At 33.8% G+C, this 21,878-nt stretch carries 19 protein-coding genes; 6 read left to right on the forward strand and 13 right to left on the reverse strand.

Going from position 1 to position 21,878, the window contains the following annotated elements; all coding sequences use genetic code 11:
- Positions 1–60: 60 nt before the first annotated feature.
- The 3 genes from LBP67_07180 (at position 61) to LBP67_07190 (ending at position 4,158) form a co-directional block, all read left to right on the forward strand.
- Entirely contained in the window at positions 61–1,644 is a 1,584-nt protein-coding gene (locus tag LBP67_07180) for a C69 family dipeptidase (protein ID MDR2084759.1), read from the forward strand.
- A gap of 331 nt (positions 1,645–1,975) precedes the next feature.
- Positions 1,976–3,091, forward strand: a complete 1,116-nt coding sequence (gene gcvT / locus LBP67_07185; protein ID MDR2084760.1) for a glycine cleavage system aminomethyltransferase GcvT — start codon at positions 1,976–1,978, stop codon at positions 3,089–3,091.
- Between the two features lie 59 nt (positions 3,092–3,150).
- Positions 3,151–4,158 (forward strand): calcium/sodium antiporter, encoded by a 1,008-nt coding sequence (locus LBP67_07190; protein ID MDR2084761.1) that lies wholly within the window; start codon positions 3,151–3,153, stop codon positions 4,156–4,158.
- Positions 4,159–4,214: 56 nt separating this feature from the next.
- Here the strand turns inward: LBP67_07190 and murB are convergent, their stop codons facing one another.
- Positions 4,215–5,243 carry a UDP-N-acetylmuramate dehydrogenase gene (murB, locus tag LBP67_07195; protein MDR2084762.1) on the reverse strand — a complete coding sequence of 343 codons (1,029 nt, stop codon included), beginning with the start codon at positions 5,241–5,243 and terminating at the stop codon, positions 4,215–4,217.
- A gap of 110 nt (positions 5,244–5,353) precedes the next feature.
- Entirely contained in the window at positions 5,354–6,337 is a 984-nt protein-coding gene (gene dusB, locus LBP67_07200; protein MDR2084763.1) for a tRNA dihydrouridine synthase DusB, read from the reverse strand.
- A 182-nt stretch (positions 6,338–6,519) separates the two neighbouring features.
- On the opposite strand from dusB, the gene LBP67_07205 reads away from it, so the two are divergent.
- From LBP67_07205 to LBP67_07215, 3 genes are all read left to right on the forward strand, one after another.
- On the forward strand, positions 6,520–7,428 hold the full coding sequence (locus LBP67_07205) for a CPBP family intramembrane metalloprotease (GenBank protein ID MDR2084764.1): 909 nt from the start codon (positions 6,520–6,522) through the stop codon (positions 7,426–7,428).
- Positions 7,429–7,488: 60 nt separating this feature from the next.
- Entirely contained in the window at positions 7,489–8,352 is an 864-nt protein-coding gene (locus tag LBP67_07210) for an Mrp/NBP35 family ATP-binding protein (GenBank protein MDR2084765.1), read from the forward strand.
- A gap of 232 nt (positions 8,353–8,584) precedes the next feature.
- Positions 8,585–8,821 carry a NifU family protein gene (locus LBP67_07215; GenBank protein MDR2084766.1) on the forward strand — a complete coding sequence of 79 codons (237 nt, stop codon included), beginning with the start codon at positions 8,585–8,587 and terminating at the stop codon, positions 8,819–8,821.
- On the opposite strand, the gene LBP67_07220 is transcribed toward LBP67_07215, so the two are convergent.
- From LBP67_07220 to LBP67_07270, 11 genes are all read right to left on the reverse strand, one after another.
- Positions 8,799–9,638: a pyridoxamine kinase gene (locus LBP67_07220; GenBank protein MDR2084767.1), complete on the reverse strand. Its 840-nt coding sequence runs from the start codon at positions 9,636–9,638 to the stop codon at positions 8,799–8,801. The two genes, LBP67_07215 and LBP67_07220, sit on opposite strands and share 23 nt — an antisense overlap.
- A gap of 4 nt (positions 9,639–9,642) precedes the next feature.
- Positions 9,643–10,359, reverse strand: a complete 717-nt coding sequence (gene trmB, locus LBP67_07225) for a tRNA (guanosine(46)-N7)-methyltransferase TrmB (protein MDR2084768.1) — start codon at positions 10,357–10,359, stop codon at positions 9,643–9,645.
- 9 nt (positions 10,360–10,368) lie between these two features.
- Entirely contained in the window at positions 10,369–11,445 is a 1,077-nt protein-coding gene (locus LBP67_07230) for a hypothetical protein (protein ID MDR2084769.1), read from the reverse strand.
- Positions 11,446–11,619: 174 nt separating this feature from the next.
- Complete coding sequence (locus tag LBP67_07235; GenBank protein ID MDR2084770.1) at positions 11,620–12,921, reverse strand: PAS domain-containing protein; 1,302 nt, start codon at positions 12,919–12,921, stop codon at positions 11,620–11,622.
- A gap of 100 nt (positions 12,922–13,021) precedes the next feature.
- Positions 13,022–13,216, reverse strand: coding sequence for a four helix bundle protein (locus tag LBP67_07240; protein ID MDR2084771.1), 195 nt, complete (start codon positions 13,214–13,216; stop codon positions 13,022–13,024).
- A 96-nt stretch (positions 13,217–13,312) separates the two neighbouring features.
- The gene (locus LBP67_07245; protein ID MDR2084772.1) at positions 13,313–14,650 is read right to left on the reverse strand and encodes a sigma-54 dependent transcriptional regulator; all 1,338 of its coding nucleotides are present in this window, start codon (positions 14,648–14,650) and stop codon (positions 13,313–13,315) included.
- Positions 14,651–14,891: 241 nt separating this feature from the next.
- Positions 14,892–16,532, reverse strand: a complete 1,641-nt coding sequence (locus tag LBP67_07250; protein ID MDR2084773.1) for a TolC family protein — start codon at positions 16,530–16,532, stop codon at positions 14,892–14,894.
- 23 nt (positions 16,533–16,555) lie between these two features.
- On the reverse strand, positions 16,556–17,818 hold the full coding sequence (locus tag LBP67_07255; GenBank protein MDR2084774.1) for an FtsX-like permease family protein: 1,263 nt from the start codon (positions 17,816–17,818) through the stop codon (positions 16,556–16,558).
- A 101-nt stretch (positions 17,819–17,919) separates the two neighbouring features.
- On the reverse strand, positions 17,920–19,170 hold the full coding sequence (locus LBP67_07260; GenBank protein ID MDR2084775.1) for an ABC transporter permease: 1,251 nt from the start codon (positions 19,168–19,170) through the stop codon (positions 17,920–17,922).
- 147 nt (positions 19,171–19,317) lie between these two features.
- The gene (locus tag LBP67_07265) at positions 19,318–20,589 is read right to left on the reverse strand and encodes an ABC transporter permease (GenBank protein MDR2084776.1); all 1,272 of its coding nucleotides are present in this window, start codon (positions 20,587–20,589) and stop codon (positions 19,318–19,320) included.
- 2 nt (positions 20,590–20,591) lie between these two features.
- On the reverse strand, positions 20,592–21,860 hold the full coding sequence (locus LBP67_07270; GenBank protein MDR2084777.1) for an ABC transporter permease: 1,269 nt from the start codon (positions 21,858–21,860) through the stop codon (positions 20,592–20,594).
- Positions 21,861–21,878: the final 18 nt, after the last annotated feature.

The following is a 21,878-nucleotide window of genomic DNA, read 5'->3' on the forward strand; positions in this document are numbered from 1 at the left end:
ATATCTAATTTTAATCAAATTATAATAATTATTTTTGCATAATTTATTAAATATCATAATATGAAAAAATTATTCTTATTGCTAATATTAATTCCGAATCTACTTCTTTCTCAAGTTGATAAATCAGACTGGATTGGCGGATTTGCAGACGGATGTACTTCTGTAACGGTTGGAAGGCTCGCTTCTTCCGACGGTTCGGTTTATACTTCTCACACCGACGACAGTCATCGTACCCGTTCAAATATTCTCATCGAACCGAATAAAACTCATAAAGATAATGCAACGGTTGAAATGTTTAAAAGAGGACGATGCGATACAACGAAAATGCCGACTTATTCCTATATTAAAGTAGGGGAAATTCCTCAGGTTAAAAACACTTACGCTTATATTAATTCCGCTTATCCTTGTATTAACGAGAAACAACTGGCAATAGGCGAATCTACCTTTGGCGGCCGCCCGGAATTAGTCTCCGCAAACGGATTAATAGACTGTGAACGTTTGTGTCAGCTGATGCTTGAACGTTGTTCCACTGCTCGCCACGCAATTAATACAGCAGGTGAACTTCTCGCTGAATACGGCTGGATTGATGAAGGTGAATGTTTAACAATCGCCGACAAGAATGAAGTCTGGCATTTTGAAATCGTTGGCCCGGGAAAAGATAAAAAAGGTGCGGTATGGGTTGCCCAAAGAGTTCCTGATAATCATATATCCGTTAATGCAAATGCAAGTACAATAAAAGAAATCGATATCAATGATCCGGATCATTTTATATTTTCCGATAATTTATTTAGTGTTGCTATTGAGAATAACTGGTGGAAAGAAGGAGAAACTTTCAGGTTTTGTTATGTTTATGCTCCTGAAACGCGTACTTCAATAGCAGCTCGCAGAAGAGAATGGCGCGTTTTTGACCTTCTTGCACCTTCATTAAAGTTAGATCCTAACGCGGAAAATTATCCTTTTTCCGTAAAACCCGATAAACCGGTAACTCTTGAAGATTTGATTATGGTTTTTAAGGATCAATATGAAGGAACTGATTTTGATATGCGCAAAACCTTGTTGGTTCCTGATAAAGAAGGGAAAATGGTAATTTCACCGTTAGCAAATCCGCAAATGCCTTATGATATGAACAAAATGCTTCGTCTCAACGGTGGATGGGGTGAACTTGGCGAGCGCACTATTTCACGATGGTACACAATGTATGCAACTATAATTCAATGCCGCAATTTTCTGCCGGATGAAATCGGCGGACTTGTTTGGTTAGCTTTGGATAATGTTGCCACATCAGTTTATATTCCTGTTTACGGCTGTGTTACAGATCTTCCTGAAGAATATAAAACTTGCGGTAGAGAAACAGGATTCAGCAGAAAATCCGCTTGGTGGGCATTTAATCGCCTCGGCACTTTAGCAGTCCATCGTTGGGGTGATATGCAGAATGATCTTGCAGAAGTATGGAACCCATTTCAAAAAGAAATGATAGCTAATCAAAAAGACATCGAAGCAAAAGCTTTAGAATTATTGAAATCCAACAAGAAAAAATGCATAAGTTTTCTAACAGATTATTCTAACTTAAAATGTTCCGAAGCTATAGAAAAAGCATGGGATTTAGGCGATCATCTTTGGACAAAGTATGATGAAATGTGGTAAATAAACAACTAAGGCAAACTATCAGAAACATTTTGTTGTAGAATATTTTTGAAGTATTGAGCTGTAACGCAATCTGAAAAATTAGCCGAAAAAGTATATTTCAAAAAATTTATATTGATTTAATAATATTATTTATTTTATCAAAATGAGCAGAAAGCTTTGCAATTATGCTTATGCGAATGTATTTATTAAAAGATAAAATTACGTTAGAATCAATGTGTATATTTCATTAGATTTTTCACTTTGTCAGAGATGACTATTCGGATATTAAAACTCAAAAAAATCGTATATTTGCAATTCTAATCAAAAAATTAATTTAAAATAAAAATAAATGGAAGAAGTATTAAAACAAACAGCTTTTAAAGAATTGGTAGAGAAAGCCGGTGGCAAAATGGTGCCATTTGCAGGATTTATTATGCCGGTACAATTTGAAGGTATTGGTATTGAACATGAAACGGTTCGTAATGCGGTAGGTGTGTTCGACGTATCGCATATGGGCGAATTTTGGGTTAAAGGTCCTAATGCCGCTGCATTTATTCAAAGAATTACAACAAATAATGTTAATGACCTTTACGACGGAAGAGTGCAATATTCTTGTTTTCCTAACGGCAAAGGCGGTATTGTAGATGACCTACTGGTTTATCGTTTTAAAGAAGACTTGTTCTTCCTTGTTGTCAATGCATCTAATATTGATAAAGATTATAATTGGTGCGTTCAACACGCTGCCGAATTTAATATTATTCCCGGAAAAGATTTGGTAAATGTTTCCGATGAATATTGCCAGCTTGCGGTTCAAGGTCCTTTGGCTCTTAAAGCAATGCAAAAACTAACCGGCGAACCCATTGAAGATATGGAATATTATCATTGTAAGATTATGGAGTTTGCAGGAATTAAAGACGCTATCTTTTCTACAACTGGTTACACAGGTTCCGGTGGTTGTGAGATTTACGTTAAAAATGAACATGCTGAAAAACTTTGGAATGCTGTTTTCGAAGCTGGTGCTGAATACGGTATCAAACCGATAGGTTTGGGTGCCCGCGATACTTTGAGACTCGAATCTGGATTCTGTCTTTATGGGAATGATATCGACGATACGACAAGTCCGCTCGAAGCAGGTCTCGGTTGGATTACTAAATTTACCGACGATAATGATTTCATCGACAAGGATAAAATGTTAAAACTTAAAGCAGACGGTATAAAAAAACGTTTGAAAGGTTTTATTCTCGAAGAAAGAGGTGTTCCTCGTCAACATTATGAAATTTGTAACGAAAAAGGTGAAGTCATTGGCGAAGTAACTTCCGGAACAATGTCTCCAATGTTGAAGGTAGGTATAGGTTTGGGTTATGTTGCTGATGAATATTCAAAACTCGGCACCGAGATCTACATAAAAGTTAGAGATAAATTACTCAAAGCTAAGATTGTTAAAACTCCATTTTGGAACAGATAATTTTATATTGCTATAATTTTCTTAATATAAAGGTTCAAGAATAAAACTGATAAAATTCATTGCATTACCTACTGCTTCTTCTCGGTTTATTTCTTTTAATCGTCAGTGGCGAATTATTAGTTCGCGGCGGTGTCGGGATTGCTACGCGTTTGAGAATATCGCCTTTGGTGATTGGAATGACAATTGTTGCTTTCGGAACTTCGGCGCCGGAGTTTCTGGTAAGTTTACAAGCAGCAATGGCCGGTAATCCGGAAATTGCAGTAGGAAACGTCATTGGTTCTAATATTGCAAATATTGCCTTAATACTTGGACTTACCGGATTAATATACCCGATAGCTGTAAATAAGCAAGCTATGACGATTGATTTTGGGTGGATGATGATTGCAACTATTCTTTTTGGAATTTTTGCATCTAACGGACAAATATCAAGGCTCGAAGGAACAATATTAACATTCTGTCTAATATTATTCATTATATTGCAAATAAATTACACAAGAAGAAGCGGCATCAATATTGATAATGTACAAGAGACTTCCGAAACAAAAGGCATAACCGTTGCTTCATCATTATTGTTTATAGCAATTTCCTGCTGCGGTTTGGCTTATGGCGCCAGGTTCCTGGTAAGTGCGGCCTCAAACATTGCCGCATCATTAGGAGTCTCCGAAAGAGTTATAGGCATTACGATAGTCGCAATTGGGACAAGTTTGCCGGAACTCGTTACAACTGTAATTGCAGCAACTAAGAAACAAAGCGATATAGCCTTAGGCAATATAATTGGTTCAAATATATTCAATTTATTTTTTGTAATAGGTTTAAGTTCTCTCATAAAACCAATTAATATTGATTGGTCTAGTTTTGTCGGCGATTATTATTGGATGTTCGGAATCTCAGTCTTACTGCTTATTTTAGTAATACCAATATTTAAGACTTTAAAGAGCAGGAATAAATCTAAAAGTATTTCAAAACAACTTTTCGACAATGGAAAATTAGGAAGAGCCGGAGGTGCTATTTTATTTTCATTATATATAATCTATATATTATCATTATTATTTATTGATAATTTTTAATGAAATAATATTTTTACTATTCTTAACAGAATGCACCCATTATTTGATGTAATATTCTAAACAATAATCACTTCCGGTTCTAGCAAAACATCAAATTTTCTGTTTACAGCCTCAATAATCGTATTGGAAAAATCAACAATCTCTTGTCCTGATGCGCCTCCCAAATTGCAAAGAACAAGAGAATGTTTTTCAGAAACACCAACATTTCCTTTGCTATATCCTTTTAACCCGGACAATTCAATCAATTGTGCAGCGGAAAGCTTTACTAAATCATCATTTCCCTGAACCTTATAAATCACAAGGGAATCCTTCTCTATTAACTCTTTGTATCTTGAATATTTTACAACAGGATTTTTAAAAAAACTACCGGCATTACCATAAGTCTTATAATCAGGAAGTTTATTGCTTCTTATTTCTGAAATAGCATTACAAATATCTTTGATTATTACCTCTCTACCATTCTTTCCGGCAAATTTTTCCGTAAGTTCTTTATAGTTTAAGCACGGAATAAAAGACTTTCTAAGTTTAAATAAAATCTTCGTAATATAATATTTCCCGATGTTTCTTTTTTCTTTGAAGATGGAATTTCTGTAAGAAAAGTTACAATCCTGATTACCGAATATTATTTCATTATTTTCACCAGACATTTCAACGGCAAAAACTTTCTCCACACTTTCGCAAACCTCCATTCCGTAAGCACCTATATTCTGTACAACGGCACTACCGCATTGACTTGGTATATCAATTAAATTTTCTACACCGGAAAAAGAATGTTCAACGGCAAAATTTACAAAATCATTCCAAATAACTCCGGAACCAACACTAATCAAACCAAATTCATCATTTCCCTCAATAATCTCAATTCCCTTAATATCGGATTTAATAATAATTCCATCGAAATTCGAAGAAAAAAGTACATTCGCACCGCTTCCTAAAATAAAATGCTTTTCCTGTTTATAAATCGGATTATCGAACAAAAGTAATAAATCTTTTCGGCTGTTAACTTCAACAAAATATTTTGCAATAGCATCAACTCCAAAGGTATTGAAACTTCTTAAAGAAACATTGTGTTTTATTTCAATCATAATGCAAAGATAAAAAAACAATTGATAATGAATAATGAACAACTGACAATGAAATAGTTAAATATATTAAAGCAGGAAATGTATAAAATAAATCTTAACATTCTCATTTCCTAAATTGCTAAATTTCCAAACTCTCTTAACTCATCCAAAACCTCAAATACTTCTTCTACATTTGTAGTTTGCATTAGCCTCATTTTATACGGTTTAAAGTTTTCTACTCCCTTAAAATACTTAACATAATGATGTCGCATTTCAAAAACCGTTCTTTTCTCACCTTTGTAGTCCAAAGACATTTCTATATGTTCTTTACACACATCTATTCGTTCCTGCATATTTGGTAACGGAAGCTCAGTACCGGTTTTCAAATAATGTTTAATTTGATTGAATATCCACGGATTACCGACAGCCGCTCTGCCAATCATCAATCCGTCGACATTACTTTGATCAAGCTTTTGTTTTGCACTTTCACCGGAAATAATATCACCGTTGCCGATTATCGGAATCCGAATATTAGGATTTGCTTTTATATTTGCAATAATATTCCAGTTTGCCTCTCCTGTGTACATTTGTGCACGTGTTCTTCCGTGAATTGTAAGCGCAGCAGCTCCGGCATCCTGAACTCTAAAAGCAATTTCTTCAATATTAACGGAACCGGCATCCCATCCCAACCTTGTTTTTACAGTAACCGGTTTATTACTGATTTGCACAATTCTTTTAACAGCTTCTTCGATTTTTTCGGGAGTTTTCATCATTGCGGCGCCCGCGCCTTTATTCACAACTTTCTTTACAGGACAGCCGCAATTCAAATCTATTATATCCGGATTAGCTTCTAGGGCTCTTTCAGCAGCTATGACTAAAGAATCGACATCATGACCGAAGATTTGAATTCCAACAGGACGTTCCCTTTCATCAATTCGAAGTTTATCAACGCTTTTAGCAACATCTCTGATCAATCCCTCCGATGCAACAAATTCGGTAAACATTAAATCAGCACCATATCTTTTACATATTATTCTGAAAGGTAATTCTGTAACATCCTCCATAGGAGCAAGAATCAACGGAATACCGGGTAATTCAATGTCAGCAATTTTCATCATTAAATATTAAAGTGCAAAGATACGTGTTTTCTTTATCCAAAATATAGGAATATAATTTTTGATTTTATTAATATCTCAATAGTGTATTTTGCTGCAGAACTTAATGAAATAATTTCGAAATGATAGAGATTTAGAGAAATTAAGATTAACCTTTCAACTAAATTCCATACCTTTGCAACATGAATAATTTGGGCAGTAAAAACTTTTTGATGTTATGTTTGCAACTTCTGTTGATAGTGCTGATATCCATGTTTATGGCAACTTTGATAAGCGGTGGGATTATGTTTCTTTTCGACAGTAGTAATCTTAATGTTATGAAAATAATACAAGGTTTTTCGCAAATATTTACTTTCATGTTACCTCCAATCATTTTTCTAAAAATCAACAAAGTAAATATCAAAGATTTTCTTGGCGTCAACATAAAATTATCATGGAAAATAATTCTTCTATCAATAATTTTACTTTTTGCTGCGCTCCCGTTTACAGATTGGCTAATCCTTGAAAATGGCAAATTAAGCTTGCCGGATTCAATGTGGAAAATTGAAAAATGGATGCAGAATTCGCAGCAAATGAGCGAAGAAATAATGACTAAATTATTGGGCGTAAATAATATTGGCGGACTATTTTTCAATATCCTGATCATTGCCATAATTCCCGCAATAGGTGAAGAGCTTTTATTCAGAGGCGTTTTCCAGAAAATGCTTGTTAATAATATGCGTAATCATCATCTGGCTATTATCATTGCTTCAATCATTTTTAGCGCTGCACACATGGAGTTTTATAGCTTCTTGCCGAGAGTTGTCCTCGGAATGATTTTAGGTTACACATTTTATTACTCCGGAAATATAATTATTCCGATGATAATTCATTTTGTTAATAACGCTCTCTCTATTTCAACATATTATTATTACTTCAATTATATCAATAATGGTGAACCTTTTGATATGAACACGCCATCAGAATATACAAATGTTTACATAGCTCTTATTTCATTGTTTATCAGCATTTTTATTTTATATTTGATAAAAAAACAATCGGACAAAAATAAAATAATTCCGGAATCCGATATTTCTAATGAAGAAGGATAGAAAATTATCTTTATGAAATTTTAGATGCAAGTGAATTTAATAATAACAAAATTTAATTAAATGAGTGATTTTGAATTAAAAAACAAGATTAAAAATACCATAGTAATTGCTTCGGGTAAGGGCGGCGTAGGAAAATCTACCGTTGCCGTAAATCTTGCTGTTGCTCTTGCACAAAAGGGGTATAAAGTCGGACTGCTCGATGCCGACATATACGGGCCGTCTATTCCGATAATGCTCGGATTGAGCGATGCGGGTCCGCAAACTGTTGGCGATGAGGAAAAACAGATTTTTATTCCTTATGAAAAATACGGAGTTAAGATTTCTTCTATAGGATTTTATATTGAACCGGGGCAAGCTTTGATTTGGCGCGGTCCGATGGCCGCAAGCGTTTTTTCTCAATTATTGAATGACACCGATTGGGGAGAACTTGATTTTTTGATAATCGACTCGCCTCCCGGAACCGGAGATATTCAACTTACTCTTGTGCAAAGTACTTCGGTAACAGGTGCAATTATCGTTACAACTCCTCAACAAGTTGCCGTTGCGGATGCAAGGAAAGCTATAGCAATGTTCCGCAAACCGGAGATAAAAGTTCCTGTTCTTGGAATAGTTGAAAATATGTCTTGGTTTACTCCTGCCGAACTTCCCGAGAACAAATATTATCTCTTCGGAAAGGAAGGCGGAAAGAAAACCGCTGAAGAGTTTCATGTTGCTTTATTAGGACAAATTCCTTTAATTCAAAGTATATGTGAATGCGGCGATTCCGGAGAACCTTCGGCTAATATTGAGAACAAGCAATATCAAGAAATTTTCTCAAACATTGCAGATAAAATGATAGAAATGGTTGATGTACGGAATTCTGTTTTGAAACCTACGGAACCTGTAAAGATTGATTCGAATGCAAAGGGATGTGGCGGTAATTGACAATACTCCGGTAGTTCGATGATTAATTCAAATAAATAATTTCGTCTTATAGCAGCCTGAACATTTAATCATGTATTCTCTGAAAGTTATTAAGGTGTGTATCAAAACGAATGTCATTGAAAAATAATAAAATATTATCGACAATAAAGCATCCTTTAAATTGAAAATGTAATTTCGGATTAAGAAATCCGGAAATCAAAAAATAATAAAAACAAATTAAATCATATAAATCATGAACAAAGAAGAATTAACAAATAAGGTAAAAGAAATAATAGAACAATTAAGGCCTTATCTTCAAGCAGACGGCGGAGATATTGCTTTTGTTGAACTTACCGATGATCTTGTTGTTAAGGTACAATTACAGGGAGCATGCGGCTCTTGTCCTTATAGCAGAATGACTTTAAAAGACGGCGTTGAGAAAGCTGTTCAAAGAGTTATTCCGGAAATTAAGGCAGTAGAAGAGGCATAGTTTTTTCCTGATAAACGCCCTCGCGCGGATCAGCATTTTCTTCGAAAGTCAATTTTATACTTTCATAAACATAATTCATTGCCTGTTGAACAGCCGTGAACAAGTTATTGTTATGCAATAATGAACCGCAGACTACACTCGCAAAGGTATCGCCCGTACCGGGAAATTCAGCAGGAATATAATCGCAAGTTAAAAGCAACATTTTATTATCAGTCTTTGAATAAGCAAATACTTGTGTTTTGGTTTGATCTCCTTTTTCATCGAATTCCGGAACACCGGTAATTACAACCATTTTCGGTCCGAAATCAGATAAACGGTAAATAAAATTTTCAATTTCTTCTCTTGTAAAATCGTTTCGATATTCTTCTTCGAGTAAAAGACAAGCTTCTGTAAGATTGGGAGTTATAATATCGGCACACTTTACAAGCTCCTTCATACTGTTCACCATCAAAGTCGGCATTGAACTGTAAAGTTCTCCGCTATCGCCTAAAACCGGATCAACAATCTTTAACAAACCATCATGATCAAAATCATTAAACATTTGTTTCACAATATCACATTGTTCCGAAGAACCTAAAAACCCGCTGTAAATAGCATCGAACTTAAATCCCATCTTTTTCCAATGACTTAAGATCGGAACAATATGCTCCGTCATATCAACAATATAAGGATCAGGATAAGCAGTGCTGGTAGACAAAACTGCCGTAGGAACAGGACAAACATAAATTTCCATCGCCGAAAGCACGGGGATAACTACTGTGAGTGATGATCGGCCGTAACCGGAAATATCATGTAATGCCGCAACTTTTTTAATCATAATATTAATATTTTCTATCGGAAACTAATGTAATGACGCCTTTTCTGTTTTTACACATTTCCGGATTTAATTGATATTGAAGATATTTTATTTTCAATCCCTGCTCCAACCACATTTTTTCATAGAATGTTTGAATAGAGGCCACTTCAATATCGGGATATTCAGCATAAAGATCGGAAGTATTGAAAAGAAGCTTATGATTAGAGTTGTTCACAACTTCCAAAGAATAGTCATAAAAATCAGTATTATCAGTCTTTAAATGAACAATTCCCGATTCTTTCAAAAGATTAGAATATCTTTCATTAAACTGCGGCGATGTAAAGCGTTTCTTCGCTTTTGCTTTTTGCGGTTGCGGTTCGGGAAAAGTGATCCAAATTTCACTAACTTCATCTTTATCAAAACAATATTCAATAAGTTCAATTTGCATTCTGATAAAAGCAATATTATTCATTTTATTATCACAAGATGTTTTACAGCCACGCCACAGCCGTGCACCTTTTTGATCTATTCCTATAAAATTTTTATCAGGATATTTTTGTCCGAGGCCAACCGTATATTCGCCTTTCCCACAACCAAGTTCCAGAACAATAGGATTGTCATTCTTAAAATAATCCGAATGCCATTTTCCCTTAAAAGGAAACCCGTTGACTATTTCGCTGAAATACGGTTGAAACAAATTGGGAAAAGATTTATTTTCCTCAAATCTCTCAAGTTTGTTCATAGTATATGATTAGAAGTAATGAACCCAGGCCGACGCAATAATATTTTCCTTTGCATCTTTGAGAGTTGCATCTAGTTCTTCGATAGTCATTTCCGAAGATATTGTTACTCTGTATCTGTTACCGCTATGAATTATGGCCGCATTAGGATAACCTCTTTTTTGAAAGCGAAGTACTGCGTTTTTTGCACATTCATAATCAGGACAAGAAGCAACAATTACGAAAGGATGCGGTGCACCGGTGTTCATAATCAAAAAATCGGAATTTACATTGAGCGTTTTAACAGTTGCTGTAGTTATATTATCAATTATTTCTTCGGAAGGATTAGTTTCTTCTGTTGAAGTCGGAAAAACATCTCCGGTCGAATTACTTTCTTCAACAACGACTTTCTCTTCAATAAGCGGAATGTTTGTTTCAACTTCAACATTATTCTCCGTTAAATTCTCAGTAATTTCCACTTTAGGCGAATCCGGTTTAGATGAGGTTATCTCCGGTAATTTTTGTTTTGAAGGCATAATACTTGCCTGATAAAGATTTTGCAAACCATAATCGGCAGCAGTAAAGAGAATAAAACCGAGAGCAAAGATTGCCGCAACAGAAGCAGCATATTTTACAATTTTCCGCGGCGATAATTTGATTGTTTCTTTTTTCGAAATATTTTTTGCGTTTGCATTAACAGTCGGAAGTATAAAATTCGATAAGCCGAAACTATCCGCATCATAATTAACCTCAACAGCGGCTGTGAAAGATATTGATTTATCATCATTCATTTGAAAGAGCCCTAATTTCGGAAGATAAACCGGTTCAAAAACATCCAATTTATCTTTTACGGATTTCACGAAATTGTCAACTCTTTTTTTAGCTTCTTCATAAGAAATATTTTCCTTTTTGGATATGTGAGAAATAAGCACTCCATCGTCATTACAAAGAAGAGAATTAAAAGCAACTTCCTTGCGGGGCGGTTTAAAAACCGACAAATCTTCGTTAATTATTGCGTCTTTAGCATTGAGAATAAATCCACCGAGATTTACAACTACAACACAATCTACACTATAGAGCAAATTTGAAATATACTTTTCGACCTTCATAAAAGCAAATAAAATTTTCGCTAAGGTACGTAAAATTTTCGAAATGGAAGATTTTTTGTATCGGTATGCGATTGGGAAGAATTAGAAACAGATTGGAAATAAAATTGAAAATAAATCTATAAAATTTCAACTCAACTTTAAATTAATACTTCAGGGTTTAATCTTAATATTCAATTAAAAATATATCGTAAATTTTGTAAGTCCTTCCTCGGTTCTAAAATCAAATCTCAAATTATGATTGAATAAAACTTCCCGCACAAATAATAATCCTATACCTTGTCCGGTTGGTTTGGTTGTAAAAAACGGAGTAAACAATTTTTCCTTGATATCATCGGAAATGCCGGGGCCGTTATCAATTATTGCAATATAAGACGGTGATTCATTTGTTTCTATGATTATTTTTCCGTTTTCTTCTATTGCTTCGTAGGAATTTTTAATAATATTAACCAGAACCTGTTCAAATTGAACAACATCAATATTTACCAAGAAATTATCATCCGTATTGAGATTCAAAATCAGTTCAATATTCTTTTTCTTACATTCAAATTCGGTAAGAGCTTGTGCTGTTTTAGCCAGTTCGTTGATTTTTACAGGATTAGTAACAGGTAAAGGAATTTTCACTACTTGAGAAAAATTTTTGATAAAACTTCCCAAATGCGTACATCTTTCCGACGAGGCTTTGACTGCCGGCTGAATTTCATCCCAGAAATCTGTCTTATCTTCATTAATTGTATCTAAAATAACATTTAAAGTTGAACCGATAGCCCCTACAGAATTATTTACTTCGTGTGCCATCATTCTGATAATGTTTTCATAAGATTTTTTTTCTGTTTTTAGAATCTCGCGGGTTAATTCTTCAACAAGAATAAAAGGATGATAAAAACCCCTGTCTATAAAAGCGGTACGAATACATCGGAACATGGAGATTCCGGAATTTCGAATAATCACATCATCACCTTGGTTTAAACCCGCAAGCGATTTACATAATTCGGAATCAATATATTTGAGTTGCTTGCCCAAATAATCATTTTTACTTTCTAAGTCTAAAAGTTGAAGTCCGGCAGGATTTATACTTGTAACATTATCATCAAAATCAAGAATGATCACACCTTGCGGGGACGCTTGTAACAGCAAATCCAGAAACTGATTTTTCTCTCTAACACTCAAGCGTTCTGTACGCAACTGTTCCATCATTTTATTAAAAACCAGAATTAACTTATTAGCTTCACTATTTGAAATCGGTCGTAACGAAGTTGAAAAATCCTGTTCCTTAATAAATTCTATTCCCGACAAAATTATCTGATACGGTCTTATCAATCGAATATACAGAACAATAAAAAGAACTATCGCAAGAATTGTAATTCCTTCGGTAATTAGAAAAAATTTTACATTTGTCTGATAAAAAACTATTCCTAAAGCAATAAGGCTGCCGAAAACGATGAAGGCGAGGAGCCAGAAAAGAAGTTTAGATTTCATTATTAAAAATGGATAAAGTGTATCAAATTAGATAAAATAGATGAAATAGAGTAAAAATAGATAAAGTCGATAAAATGGGTAAAGTGAGTATCATTACTTATTATTGGATAGTTTCTTTATTTCCTTTACGTTCATATCCTTCGGCAATGTTTGATTGTATAGAGATTGCCGATCGACATATTTGATTTTTTAAACCCAAATCATTGCGGTTATTTAGTAAAAGATATACGTCTTTACATATAGTCATACTATCCTTCCAAATTTCCAAATCCTCAAAATTTAAATACTTTGTCATATCATTCAATATTATTTACCCCATCCAAACAATAAATCACCCACTTTATCGATTTTATCTAATTCATCTATACTGTCCGCTTTATTAATTCCCAGATTAGTAACTAATTCTATATTTCTCAAGCCTTCTATAAAGCGATTGTCTCGATAAGCCCAGTGCAGCGGCGACTTTTGCAATATTATTGTTATGACTTTCCATAGCTTTGATTATCATTTCTCTTTCAACCTCATCTAAGGGAGAGATGCTTTTATCGGAATTGAATTTATTGCCGGATAGGTCGATATATTGGTTCTTAAAATCAAGATCGGTGATTACAGATTTATTTGAAACGAGAATTGTTCTTTCGACGAGGTTTTTTAACTCGCGTATGTTTCCGGGAAACGGCAGTTTTAGTAAAAAATTTATAGCATCGGAAGATATTTCAATGTTTGAAAGGTTGTTGACAGACATTTGTTTTTTTACAAAATAATCTACCAATGCCGGAATATCTTCAGTGCGTTCTCTCAATGGCGGAACTTTAAGAGTTATCAAATTTATCCTGTAAAACAGATCTTCTCTGAATGTACCTTTAGTAATCATTTCGGGAAGATCTTGATTTGTAGCACTGATAACTCTGACATCAACTTGTTTTGGTTTGCTGTCGCCGAGAACTTCAAAGCTATGATCTTGTAAAACTCTTAAAAGTTTAACTTGACTTGATAAATCGAGATCGCCTATTTCATCAAGAAAAATTGTACCGCCGTCGGCAATTTCGAATCTTCCTTTTCTATCGTATTGTGCATCAGTGAAAGCGCCTTTTTTATGTCCGAACATCTCACTTTCAAACAACGATTGTGAAATTCCACCCAGATTAACCTTTACATAAGGTTTGCTAATTCTATTGCTGTTGAGATAAATAGCTTCGGCTATTAATTCTTTTCCGGTTCCGCTTTCGCCGGTGATTAATACTGAAGCATTGGTTTTGGAAATATTTTTTATTACATCAAATATTTTCAACAGCGCCGGCGATTTTCCAATAATATTATTATAATTAAAATTATCCTGTTTTGAAGATTCTTCTGTTTTATTATTAAGTTGAATTGCCGTTTGAATTGTATTTAGCAATGAAATATTGTTCCAAGGTTTTGTTAAAAAATCAAAGGCGCCGGCTTTCATTCCTCTAACGGCAAGGCTTATGGATCCCCACGCAGTAATAAGAATAACCGGAACATCCGGAACAAAGATTTTGACTTGCTTCAATAAAGTTAAACCTTCCTCTCCACTCACGCCCTGTGAATAATTCATATCCATCAAAATAAGATCGGGATGATTATTTCGTACGAAATCTATAGCTTCAGTAGGATTTGCCACTGCAACAATATCATATCCCGCACGCTTTAAGACTAAACTCAAAGACGATCTTACGGCAGCGTCATCGTCACAAATCAATATCATAGTTTTTTCGAAATTAGCTTACAAATATAGGGAAAAAGGATGAAATAATAAAGCGATAAAATAGATAAAGTCTTTGTTACTTTGATACCGATTCATTTCTCTTTTAATTAAGTTATTCATATTGTAAGAATTACAGAATTTAATAATTCACATATTTAATTAATAGACAATCGACAGTCTGAAATTGATAATATTTTTTATCAATTTAATCGGTTTTATTAATTTATCAGTACCCCCTATCTCAATTCACAAAGGCATCATAATTAATTGTCAATTCGCTGTTATTCACAAAATCATACAAAGTCAAACTTCTAATTTGATAATAATATGACCATAAAAGGAACATTTGTTCCATATAATTTCTTTTGGCTTCGTCTTTGGAAACCTGAGCATCATTTAAATTCAAAACATCTATTTTACCCAAAATAAAAGTTTCGATGGATGTCTGATAACGCTGCTGTGCAATTTCATCCGTTTCTTTTGCCAATGACAATTGTTTAGATTGATTGTTGAAGTTTTGAACAATAAGAAATATATTCTGATTGAAATCGATTTTTTCTTTTTCAATTCTTGATATTACAACTTCGCGATTTGCTTCGGCAATTTTTACTTTTCCCTTGCTTTTTCCCCAATCAATTATTGGCGTTCTGATTCCAAGATTGATAATCTGGTTATCTCGCCAGTTTTCAACATTATAGGTTTCCGAAAGAAGCGCATCTTGATTAGACATTCCAAAAGAAAGAAACAGACTTGCATTCCATCTGTCGGATTTAGCCTGACTAACATTTTGCGACGCTTCCAACATTCGTCTTTGAATGTTTTGAGTAAATGAGTTGTTGCTATGAGCCATTTCCAAAACGTCTGAATAATGTAAAAGTGGAATTTCCCGAGCGAACAAATCCGGAATAACCGGCAAAAGAATAACAGCTTCACTTATTCCGAGATATGAACGGAGTTGAAACATTCTGTTGTCAAAAGAAGCTTTAGCGTCTGTCATATAAGATTCTGCTTTCAAAAGTGAAACTTTCAATTGAAGCATATCAGTTTCGGAAATCTGGCCGATTTTTCTTTTTGCTTCTGCAATGCTATATATCTTCTGTGAATTTTTAAGATTTTGTTCTGCAATTTCCAAATTAATTTGACCTAGCAAAAAATTAAAATAATACTGAATTGCAATATGAGATACATCTTCCAAGTCGGCAATAAGTTTTTGCTCTGCTTCTTTATATTTCATTGTCTCAATTTTTCTAAGCCACCGCAGATGATTGTAACCGGACAATGGTTGTTCCAAAGTTACAGAAAAAGGCACAGCCATAAAATCCTTTGAACCATTTTCACCATATTGCCGCAAGCGCTCCAAACTGCTTTCCATTGAAATTACGCCGCCGGTAAAAGGAATATTCTGAGAGATCGACAAACCGGCATCTAAAATACTATAATCAGTTTTAACAAAAGTGTACGAACCGTCTTCACTCTGGTAAGAATTATAAGATTTTGAATAGTACGGTAAAGTTGCATCAACAGAAATTTCAGGAAGCATTTGTGCTTTATATGTACGGTATTCCCAATAACTCGACTTATATTCGTTCTTTGCCACTACTGCATCAACGGAATTAGTGATGCTACGCGAAATTGCATCATTTAGGGAGATGATGAGAGTGTCTTGGCAATGAAGAATGGAGAATGGAGAGTTAAAAATGGAAAATAATAATATTAAAAATACATGTTTCAACGGAAGTAATAAGGCATCCGCAATATATACCATCTTACTGTAATGCTTTGATTTATTCATTTTATCAACTTTATCAGTTTTATCCAGATTACCACGTCGCTTAGCTCCTTGCAATGACGTGATTCTCGCAATTGCTCCATCATTTTTCATTTTCAATTCTTAATTTTTAACTATTAATTATCCCGGAGCGCTTCTACGGGGTTAATTTCCGAAGCTCGCTTAGCGGGATACCAAACCGAGAGAATAGCAACTAATGCCATAATTGCAAATGTTACAATATAATTTGTGAGATATACTCCGAAGCCGGTAATACCTACTATCGGAAAACCAAGCTCTTCTAAGATTCCTGATAATATTTCATTGATGTTTATACATAATAAAAATCCTATTATACTTGCTAAGAAGATCAACAAAATAGTTTCCGCTATGAATAATGTTTGAACTGATCTTTTGGAAGCGCCTAAAGCCATACGTAAACCAATATCGGCACGGCGCGATTGTATTCTAAGCCAAAATGTACCCATTATGCATAAAACAATATTAACAATTAAGAATGCCGAAAAAGCGAAAATACTTTTAAATTCATCATCATATTCTCCAAACTCAAAATATCCCTTGCGTTTGTCGGACATTGGAGTTATTGATGCCATAAAATACGGTTCGACATCAAGCTGGCTCTCCATTTCCTCAAAAAACTTATTAATAAAGTTATTGTCGGCTTCCGGTTTTACCCTTATACAAAATTCTCTATTATAATATGAACTTGATAAGACAAAATGGTCTTTTCTCAAACAATGATAAACAATCAGCTGATAATCTTCCAATTCCATTCTTTTTGCTCTTTCGGCAACCCCAATAACCTTATGTTTTATATCTCTTTTGTAGCTTTCAATGGTATCAATCTGTAGCGGATTAACATCGGCAAAGAGATTATCCGTTCCTGCGCTAATGATAACACTTTTATCATCATTTAATTCATAATCAAAAACTCTTCCTTTCAATAATTTTATTTGGAACACATCGAAAAACTCAGGCGTCACAAACTTGTATTGTCCGCATGCACGAATAGAATCTACAAAATAACAAGTTCCCCAAGATGATTGACAATACGGTGCAGCAACTAACGATATACTTGCGTATTCAACAGACGGATGATTTTTAATTCTATCCAAGATAGTCCATAGCGACTCATAAGCTTTCTCCCTATATTCTTCGTCATCAAATATTTCAAAGTCGGCATCTTCATCCTCATTCCAAACATCAATCATATAAGTATGTTCGATATTAAATCCTTTAGGTTCCATCAATCTTTTCATAGAAAAAATCAGTGTATCGCAGCAGAACCACAGAATAGTAAATGCCAATATCAATTCTAAAAGTATCCAGAGATTTACTTTCTTTTCCTTCCAAATTATTTTAAAAAGTTGTGATATCATAAGTAATTATTTATTTTTTATTAAATTTAGGTCTTATGGAGCCAACATGATAGTAATTACATTCACTTGGATGACAAATCCGCCATGTTGGATTCATAATTTTATTCATTGTGGTTTAATGATGAGACTATATTCATTTTAGCAGCTTTATAAGCTGGGACAATGGTTGAAATGAGATTCAGCAGTACACACACAATAAAAACATAGAGAAAGATTGAAGGCATAACAAATGCCGTTAATGGTAATGTATCTCCTGCACCGGCATTCAACAGCCAATCTTTGAGCCATATAACAACAAAATACGACAATATAAGTCCGATAATTCCACCTAATAGCGATGTAAGAAGATTTTCATACAAAATCTGATTCAGTATTACTCTATTCTTAGCACCGAAAGCTTTGCGAATGCCGATTTCTTCCGTTCGTCTTTTCACTCTTGAGATACTAAAACTCGAAAGATTTATTGCAGGAATAATCAGCAAAATAGCAATAATCAGAATCCTTCTAATAAAATCCAGAAAAGGATCGGGGTCTATATTACTGAATTGTGCCAACATTTGAGTACGATGATTATAAGGTCCTTTAAATGTCAAATTCCATTCGCTATCAGTTGCATTATATTTTTGTTCGGCATTTCTAACCTCTTTTTCAAGTTCGGAAGCCATTTTCCTGTCCTCAACCAAATAAATTATATGATAGGGCCAATCTTCATAAGAAGGTGATGCGGTATAAGGCATCAATATTTCAGCCGATGTAAATTCAAAAGCACGGGAAACATCTTTCACAACACCAATTACCTCATAGGGTTGTTTAAAAATATAAACCGTTTTATGTAACGCTGATTCCTTACCAAATAACTTTTTAGCAAGTTTATCTGTAAGAATAACTTTCTTAATTCCGTCATCAAATTCAACTTGAGTAAATGGTCTGCCTTCGAGAAAAGTATATGACATTACTTTCCAAAAATTTGCATCACAGCATAAAATCGGCTCATAAAATCTTTTGTCATTATCTTTTGCTTTGATAATAAACACTTCATCCGGTTCTGCAGGGACAAACATGGTTGAAATATCATAAGATTTAACTTCCGAAAGATAATTTTTACAAATATCATAGCTTAACCAACCACTCATCGTATTGGTACCGTCTTTCTGTTTCATGTATTGATATTTGACATACCAACTTTTATCTCTGTTAACCTCCGGGGCTAAATTATTACTTTTGATCTGGTCAACTACAATTATTACCATAACCATCATTATAGCAAGAGCAGTTCCCACAATTGTGATTATGCTGATGAACTTATTTTGTTTAAGCATTTGAAAAGCTTGTTTGAAATATACTTTATACATAGTTAAGAGTTAAGAATGAAATTAGTGATAAGCGACAAGTATGTTTATGAATCTTTATTGTAAGTAGTGCAATGACATGATAATAGATAGACACAATAACAAAGTTTACAGAATTTACATATTTTGATTTTTTAGTTTTCATATTTTTTAATTTTTAATTATCCCAGCCGGTGGAATATCCGATGCTTTCTTAGCAGGATACGAAACGGAAATGCAGACAATTATAAATAAGAATAACAAGGTTAATCCGCTATTAATCCAATACTGAATTGGCGGCATGGGCTCGTAATATTTATATCTGATATTTCTAGCTTGCGGAATGCCTAAATCATATAGTATGTCCATTAGAGTTATGTTAAAACACAAAATAAACCCAAGGCATGACGCAATAAGAAGCAATACCATTGCTTCTTGAAAAAACATTGATTGTATTGAAAACTTAGATGCTCCCACTGCACGACGTAAACCAATATTTTTTCTATTAATGTCTATTTTCAACCAAAATGTTCCTAAAACACCTAAAAACACATTGAAAATCAGGAATAAAGATATCACAAGCATAGAATTTCGCTCATTTACCTGTTTAGCTGTTTTAATATTATCATCTTGAATTGTTTCCACATCCGTAATACCGGAAAGATAAAACGGCTCAATAGATATTTGATCATACATATCATTTACAAATTTATCCGGGAAATCATTACCTGCGTTAGAACTAACTCTTATATATATAATTGATGTTTCAATAAGAGCTTTATCATTTTTAGACAAAGGATGATAAACATAACTTGAATAGTAATTGTAACTCTTATCCTTGTTTTTTTCAACTACGCCAACCACATTATACTCATTAGAAATATCTTGGGATATACCGGGTTTCTTCCCTAATATTTTTTCAACTTTTTCAGCTGTTTTCTTACCAAACTCATCTTTATAGTTTCCGCTAATGATAACATTTCTACTATCAAAGGCGTCTTCCTCGTTAAAAAATCTACCATTAATTAAATTCAACTTAAATACATCAAAATATTCCGAAGTAACAATCATTTGCGTTATCTCTCCCCTATGTACGCTAACAGAATCAACCATATAATGTATATCTTCGTAACCTTTTCTTGAAATGCTTATCGCTTCAACACCAGAATAAGATTTAATTCTGTCGTAAATAGTCCATAAATCTTCCAACATTAGCTCAGCTTTTTCTTTGTCATAATCCAAAAAGGCTTCCGGTTTTACTTTTACTCGCACTTGGTAAACATTACTAATATCTTTACCCAATGGTTCATTGATTCTTTTTGCGATAAAATATAGATAATCGGCACAAAACCAAAGTACAGTAAATCCAATCATTAATTCAAAAAAAAGCCAAGCATTAGGTTTACGCTCTTTCCAAATTATTTTCAATATTTGTTTAAACATAATTAATCTTCATTTTGGTTTATCGACTCAACAATCACTATTTTAGAAGCCTTATATGCCGGAACGAAAGCCGACAACAAGTTGAAAATAATACATATTACAAATACGGCTATAAAAACGGGTATAGAAATCAGGCTTTGTATAGGAATTGTTTCCATGCCGGTCATACCTTCTAATTGCCAATACTCTAAACCCATTAGCCAATCTTTCAGTAATATTACCATGAAATACGAAAGTATCAATCCGATAACTCCACCTATTAAGGAACATAAAAAATTCTCAGTCAAAACTTGCAACAAAATTTTGTTTTTAGTTGCGCCGAAAGCTCTTCTGATTCCTATTTCCTCATATCTTTTTCGGATTTGTGATATATTGAAATTAGAAAGATTTATTGCCGGTACCAACAATAAAATTATAAACATAATAATTGTTCTTCGATTTGCTTTATTGACAGTTTTATTTATATCCCATTCACCGGCAGCATAAACATTATCTCTGTGATTATGCGGTCCTTCAAAATCAATTTCCCATTCATCATTTTCCAGATTATATTTTCTTACAATATTATCTAACTCTTCTATTATTAATGGAAAGTCTTTCTTATGTTTTGTAAGAAATAAAATATCATAATCTTCTTCTTCATAAAAATCGTTTGAGATATAGGGTATCCAGATATCAGCATAGGCAGTTGTAAAAGTTGGAATTACATTTTTTACCACGCCAATTATTTTATGTGGCGTTGCCTCTATCTCCAGGGTTTCGCCAATAGCATTCTTACCGTCAAACAATTTATTTACAACATTTTCAGAAATCACAACATACTGCATTCCTGCATCAAACTCTGCCTCATTAAAAAAAGTCCCTTCAATAAAATCCAAAGAAACTACCTTCCAATAATTTGCGTCAACCAAACGCGTAACAGCACTTATGTATTCTTTCGATTTATCACTTTTTATCACAAACCTGTCATAATACATCGCGGTAATTAATTCCGGAGTTTCCATTTGAGATATGTAATCTTTATAAATATTATATTCTACCGGCGAACCGTAAGTCCATAAAGTTTCTTTATCATGTTTACTCATCAGTGTCAAATAAAGCGATTTATCTCTGTTCGGTTCCGGTACAATATTCACAATTTTAACTTGTTCCGTCAAGATAATAACCATAATCATCATTATTGCCAATGCGGTTCCAACAATAGAAATAATACTGATGAGTTTGTTTTGTCGCAAAAGCTGAAAGGCTTGTTTGAAATATACTTTGAACATAGTTAAGAGTTATTTTAT

It is taken from the genome of Bacteroidales bacterium, assembly GCA_031276035.1.
GTDB lineage: Bacteria > Bacteroidota > Bacteroidia > Bacteroidales > BM520 > RGIG7150.

Coding starts and splice junctions, on each gene's coding strand:
- LBP67_07180 (MDR2084759.1), top strand. CDS start 61: ATGAAAAAATTATTCTTATTGCTAATATTAATTCCGAATCTACTTCTT.
- gcvT (MDR2084760.1), top strand. CDS start 1,976: ATGGAAGAAGTATTAAAACAAACAGCTTTTAAAGAATTGGTAGAGAAA.
- murB (MDR2084762.1), bottom strand. CDS start 5,243: ATGATTGAAATAAAACACAATGTTTCTTTAAGAAGTTTCAATACCTTT.
- dusB (MDR2084763.1), bottom strand. CDS start 6,337: ATGAAAATTGCTGACATTGAATTACCCGGTATTCCGTTGATTCTTGCT.
- LBP67_07205 (MDR2084764.1), top strand. CDS start 6,520: ATGAATAATTTGGGCAGTAAAAACTTTTTGATGTTATGTTTGCAACTT.
- LBP67_07210 (MDR2084765.1), top strand. CDS start 7,489: ATGAGTGATTTTGAATTAAAAAACAAGATTAAAAATACCATAGTAATT.
- LBP67_07215 (MDR2084766.1), top strand. CDS start 8,585: ATGAACAAAGAAGAATTAACAAATAAGGTAAAAGAAATAATAGAACAA.
- LBP67_07220 (MDR2084767.1), bottom strand. CDS start 9,638: ATGATTAAAAAAGTTGCGGCATTACATGATATTTCCGGTTACGGCCGA.
- trmB (MDR2084768.1), bottom strand. CDS start 10,359: ATGAACAAACTTGAGAGATTTGAGGAAAATAAATCTTTTCCCAATTTG.
- LBP67_07230 (MDR2084769.1), bottom strand. CDS start 11,445: ATGAAGGTCGAAAAGTATATTTCAAATTTGCTCTATAGTGTAGATTGT.
- LBP67_07235 (MDR2084770.1), bottom strand. CDS start 12,921: ATGAAATCTAAACTTCTTTTCTGGCTCCTCGCCTTCATCGTTTTCGGC.
- LBP67_07240 (MDR2084771.1), bottom strand. CDS start 13,216: ATGACAAAGTATTTAAATTTTGAGGATTTGGAAATTTGGAAGGATAGT.
- LBP67_07245 (MDR2084772.1), bottom strand. CDS start 14,650: ATGATATTGATTTGTGACGATGACGCTGCCGTAAGATCGTCTTTGAGT.
- LBP67_07250 (MDR2084773.1), bottom strand. CDS start 16,532: ATGAAAAATGATGGAGCAATTGCGAGAATCACGTCATTGCAAGGAGCT.
- LBP67_07255 (MDR2084774.1), bottom strand. CDS start 17,818: ATGATATCACAACTTTTTAAAATAATTTGGAAGGAAAAGAAAGTAAAT.
- LBP67_07260 (MDR2084775.1), bottom strand. CDS start 19,170: ATGTATAAAGTATATTTCAAACAAGCTTTTCAAATGCTTAAACAAAAT.
- LBP67_07265 (MDR2084776.1), bottom strand. CDS start 20,589: ATGTTTAAACAAATATTGAAAATAATTTGGAAAGAGCGTAAACCTAAT.
- LBP67_07270 (MDR2084777.1), bottom strand. CDS start 21,860: ATGTTCAAAGTATATTTCAAACAAGCCTTTCAGCTTTTGCGACAAAAC.